The following is a 4,209-nucleotide window of genomic DNA, read 5'->3' on the forward strand; positions in this document are numbered from 1 at the left end:
AGTACTATCGTGCTAAGGTATTAGACAACATTAATTGTACAATTACTTTTTTAGATTTTGGCACACACAAACTAAATTCTTTAATAAAAAAGTCTGTAGTCGGAAATATACATGACATTAGTGTTGGTGGCTTAAGGTTTAGTTGTACAATTGATTTACCAGTACAATATCATGTCGTTACACTAATTTATTTTGAAATCTTCGAGGAAACTTTTCATGTGAAATGCACACTAATAAGAAAGGAATCTAAAATAAACCGAAATGTTTTTAACTACGGTGTAAAATTCATTGAATTAGACAGCAAAGATGAAAAAAGGTTAGCTGCCATTGTGAATTCATTGGAGCTTGCAACGCATAAAGTAATGTAATTGTTATATTTACAGCTTTAAATAATTGCTTTCGGAAACTGGGCTATAACGAAAAAATGGTTTCGATTATTAAATTTGAATAACCGAAACCATTTTTTATTATGTTCGTTGTTACTAAGAGACTATGCTTCAAAGCTAAATTTATTAAAAATTGGTCCTTGTCATTGCACGTAAGATAAGCAAAGTAAAGTACTGAACCGGAAAATAATTTATTCTATGGTCAGTAGGGAGCTGTGCTAATTTCTTAGATTATTTCCTGTACACTCAGATCAAACGAATTGTTACATTTCCATTTCTTTAATCATCCCATGTACTTTCTGTACTTCTTCCTCCGAAACGATCATATAATAAATCCCATCGATATTTTTTCCAGTACCTTCGATCATATATTCCGTCACGTTTTTTCTCGTATCTTTATATCCGCCAAAAATCTTCTTCATATCGTCAAAATCCATGTTCGTTGCCATGTTCGTTCCAAATATGTTAATCATACGATCTATTTTAGTCACCGAACCGATCGATGCACCTTCATTTATAATGCCTTGAATCACTTGACGTTGGCGCTTAGTTCGACCAAAGTCACCAGCTGGATCTTGTTTACGCATCCGTACAAACGCCATCGTCTGATCTGCATCCATGACGATCGGCCCTTTCGTAAAGGTATAGTTGTTATCACGCCATTCAATTTCATTGTTTACTGTTATCGTACCTAGCTCACTGACGAGCTCTTTTAAACCAGCCATATTCATTCGGACGTAGTAATCAATATCTATATCAAGAAAGTTTTCAACGGTTGCAATTGTCATATCTGTCCCACCAAAAGCATACGAATGATTGATTTTATCTTCAATCTGTTTTCCAACAATGGTAGTACGTGTATCACGTGGAATACTAACGAGCTGCATCCGATCACTTTTTGGCTCTAACGTAAGAAGGATTAGTGCATCTGATCGTCCTTTTTCTCCGGATTCTGCATCAATCCCGAGCAATAAAATGTTTAACGGCTCTGTAGCTTTAATTTTCTGCTTTGTTTTTGTCGTATCAATAGACTGAACTGGCTCATGCATCTTATCGTTCACCGTATTTTTCGCGTTCGTATATACGGTAAAACTATAAATACCTACTCCAAGTGTGATAGCTCCAACAAGAAGCAACGTAATTTTCAACCATCGGAAACTCGATTTTTTTCGCTCTACTCTTTTCATGTAAGTCACCCCGTATCGTTGTCTCGTATATTTTTAACTGCTCTATTATATTAAGTATTCCGATTTGCTAGTGGAAGTTGAAAAATGCTGCACTGCATGTATACAACCTATGCGAAGCTTCAGCTCGGCTAAACAAGCCACACATCTTATGACAGAACGTAACTGCTCTACTTTCTACCGAAATAAAGCTAACATTAGAGTTCCTATCCTAGAGGTCGATGTGCTTCTGGTGCGCATCGGCCACAACGACATGCATTGTTCAGGGCGAGAATAGATAGAAGTCCCGCCTTTTTTCTGCCCTGTGAAGCATGTATATATCATAATCGCTATTAGAAGCATATTTCCTTCCAGCGTTTTTCCGAATACACTTTAAATGAACCTATCTACCTATCATAATCTATCCATACGGTAAGTACAATAGCGCTTAACAAGCATGCGTAAAATCATTTACCCATTAAATGGATCCACTATTGATTGCACGAACGCACGGAAAAATCGGAAAGCTATTTTGAGACAGCCTTCCGATTTTTAATTTTTTGTATAATGAATAACGTGGAGATTCCAGCAATTGCCCCAGCACTGTCGATCCCTACATCACGCCATTCTCCAGAACGCCCGGGAATAAATAATTGATGAAATTCATCAGATAGCGCATAGCATATGCAAATTAGTAAGGAGATACTAAAGTTTTTAACATTGATTCGGCATTCCACTTTCTGCGTTGATGCGGTAAGCTGCTGCAATGCATTTAAAACTACGACACCTAAGATAAAGTAAGCAATAAAATGCGCGTTTTTTCGAATAAGGTGGTGCAACATATCCCACTGAATTTCCACCTGTGGTGCAATTGTTGTAAACCATTCCATAATAACTTGCGTCAAATTTGAGCTCAATGCATCTGAATTTGTCGCCGGCTGATGTGACAAATAAAAAATACATCCCATCCATATAAAAACGGCTAACCATGAAAAATATTTACGCATACGTACAGTTCCTAACTATCTATAATTTTGAATTAAGCCAATTCGTTTCGTACTTTTCTATAGCATACCAAGGAATGGTCTAGAAAGAAATGCATTCGTACAATTTCTAAACAGGTAGTACGTACTGCTTCTTTCTTTGCTGTAAATAACAATTATCCTTTGTATTGAACAATGTTCTATTTACTCTAAGGGTTAATTCTCTGTAAACAGTCCCATTTTCCGCAAATTTTTACGTGCTTGTCTTCCCCAGCTTTTTACCGCTTCCACCGTAGTTTGCTCTTGTTTTGCAATTTCTTTGTAAGTCATTCCTTCTACAATAGAATAATAGACCCACTTCCATTGTTTTTCGGTCAAGCCTCTTTTAACCTGTTCCCATAAATACATATCCGTCACATATAAATCAGCAGAACCATGAATAATTGATGGAGAGTCACTTTTACGCATATGATTTCCTAAGTCTATTTTTTTCTTTTCTTCATGAACTACTTCCTTTTCAGCACGTTGTTCTCTCGATTTCTTACGAATTAAATCAATCATGCGATTGCGAATCATATAATTAAAGTAAGTTGCAAGCGGCCCCTTATCCGGCTCATACTTTTCATATGCATTCCACATCGCAACTAGCCCTTCCTGATAGAATTCTCGATGCGGATCTTGTACATTTAATTTGTGTATATAAAAGTATATTCTTCGTTCATTTTGCTTAAATATTTGTTCAAAAGTCAGTTTTTCCTCCGCACTCACCCATATCCCCCCCTCCCGCTAAAAATAACACCAGCCCTACTTTTATTTCACTTTCTATTTCCTCTTATACAAAGTGCGCTCAAAGAGAGGGCATCATATAAAAAAGCTAGCTTTTTTATACAGACCTTACTATTACTATCGCTCGTAATTCAGAATCAGTAGCATGTCTATGTGTTTTAAAAGGCGTTCAGCTTTTTAATGTTATCGACCCAATTATAGAACATACGTTCTCGTTCGTAAAGGGAGGCATTGACGAATGAAGTTGTATAAGAAAATAAAAAACCAGTATGTAGTGGAGGCTATATTCCACCAAATACTGGTTTTATAATGGATAATTACGTAACTTATTTATCGTTTTCTTTTATTTTTTTTATTATCCAAATTCAAAAATTCACTATTCTGTTCCGCCGACAACTCAGCATCTCTTTTCGAAGCAGTATTATACTTAATTACATTCTGTTGCTTGTTTTTATCTTTATTTCGATTTTTATTTTCCTCTGACATACCATATCCTCCTCTGAAGATTTACTCCTCAATAGTTTAACCGACAGCCACCTTTTTATTATTACATATTTAAATTTCATGCAACAGAACAAGCGCGAGAGAGCACTTTACGAGCGCGAGAACGCTCTTTGCGAGCGCGAGAACGCTCTTTGCGAGCGCGAGAACGCTCTTTGCGAGCGCGAGAACGCTCTTTGCGAGCGCGAGAACGCTCTTTGCGAGCGTGCGGACGCACGTTGCGAGCGCGAGAACGCTCTTTGCGAGCGCGAGGAGACACTTTACGAGCGTGCGGAGGCCAATCATGAGCGTGGGAAGCTTTTTTCGGAGCGCGCGAGCTGTGTAATTAAAAAAGCTAGGGCGCCCCAAGAGGGGCATCCTAGCTTTTTACGTTGGTGCTTTATAGCATTT

5 protein-coding genes are annotated in these 4,209 nt (G+C 37.5%); 1 reads left to right on the forward strand and 4 read right to left on the reverse strand.

What is annotated here, in order from left to right; genetic code table 11:
- Window positions 1-368, forward strand: a 368-nt coding sequence (locus ACLIBH_RS14180; RefSeq protein WP_439317368.1) for a PilZ domain-containing protein, incomplete at its 5' end; no start/stop codon positions are given.
- A gap of 281 nt (window positions 369-649) precedes the next feature.
- On the opposite strand, the gene ACLIBH_RS14185 is transcribed toward ACLIBH_RS14180, so the two are convergent.
- The 4 genes from ACLIBH_RS14185 to ACLIBH_RS14200 all read right to left on the reverse strand — a co-directional run bounded on the left by ACLIBH_RS14185 (window position 650) and on the right by ACLIBH_RS14200 (window position 3,804).
- A complete protein-coding gene (locus tag ACLIBH_RS14185; protein ID WP_439317369.1) occupies window positions 650-1,573 on the reverse strand; it encodes an LCP family glycopolymer transferase in 924 nt (307 codons plus the stop codon).
- 503 nt (window positions 1,574-2,076) lie between these two features.
- Window positions 2,077-2,556: a VanZ family protein gene (locus ACLIBH_RS14190; protein ID WP_439317370.1), complete on the reverse strand. Its 480-nt coding sequence runs from the start codon at window positions 2,554-2,556 to the stop codon at window positions 2,077-2,079.
- Between the two features lie 192 nt (window positions 2,557-2,748).
- On the reverse strand, window positions 2,749-3,300 hold the full coding sequence (locus tag ACLIBH_RS14195) for a sigma-70 family RNA polymerase sigma factor (RefSeq protein WP_439317371.1): 552 nt from the start codon (window positions 3,298-3,300) through the stop codon (window positions 2,749-2,751).
- A gap of 348 nt (window positions 3,301-3,648) precedes the next feature.
- Window positions 3,649-3,804 (reverse strand): hypothetical protein, encoded by a 156-nt coding sequence (locus tag ACLIBH_RS14200; protein ID WP_439317372.1) that lies wholly within the window; start codon window positions 3,802-3,804, stop codon window positions 3,649-3,651.
- Between the last annotated feature and the right edge of the window lie 405 nt (window positions 3,805-4,209).

The sequence above is a fragment of the Virgibacillus sp. W0430 genome (assembly GCF_051846935.1).
Lineage (GTDB): Bacteria > Bacillota > Bacilli > Bacillales > Amphibacillaceae > JBPYCR01.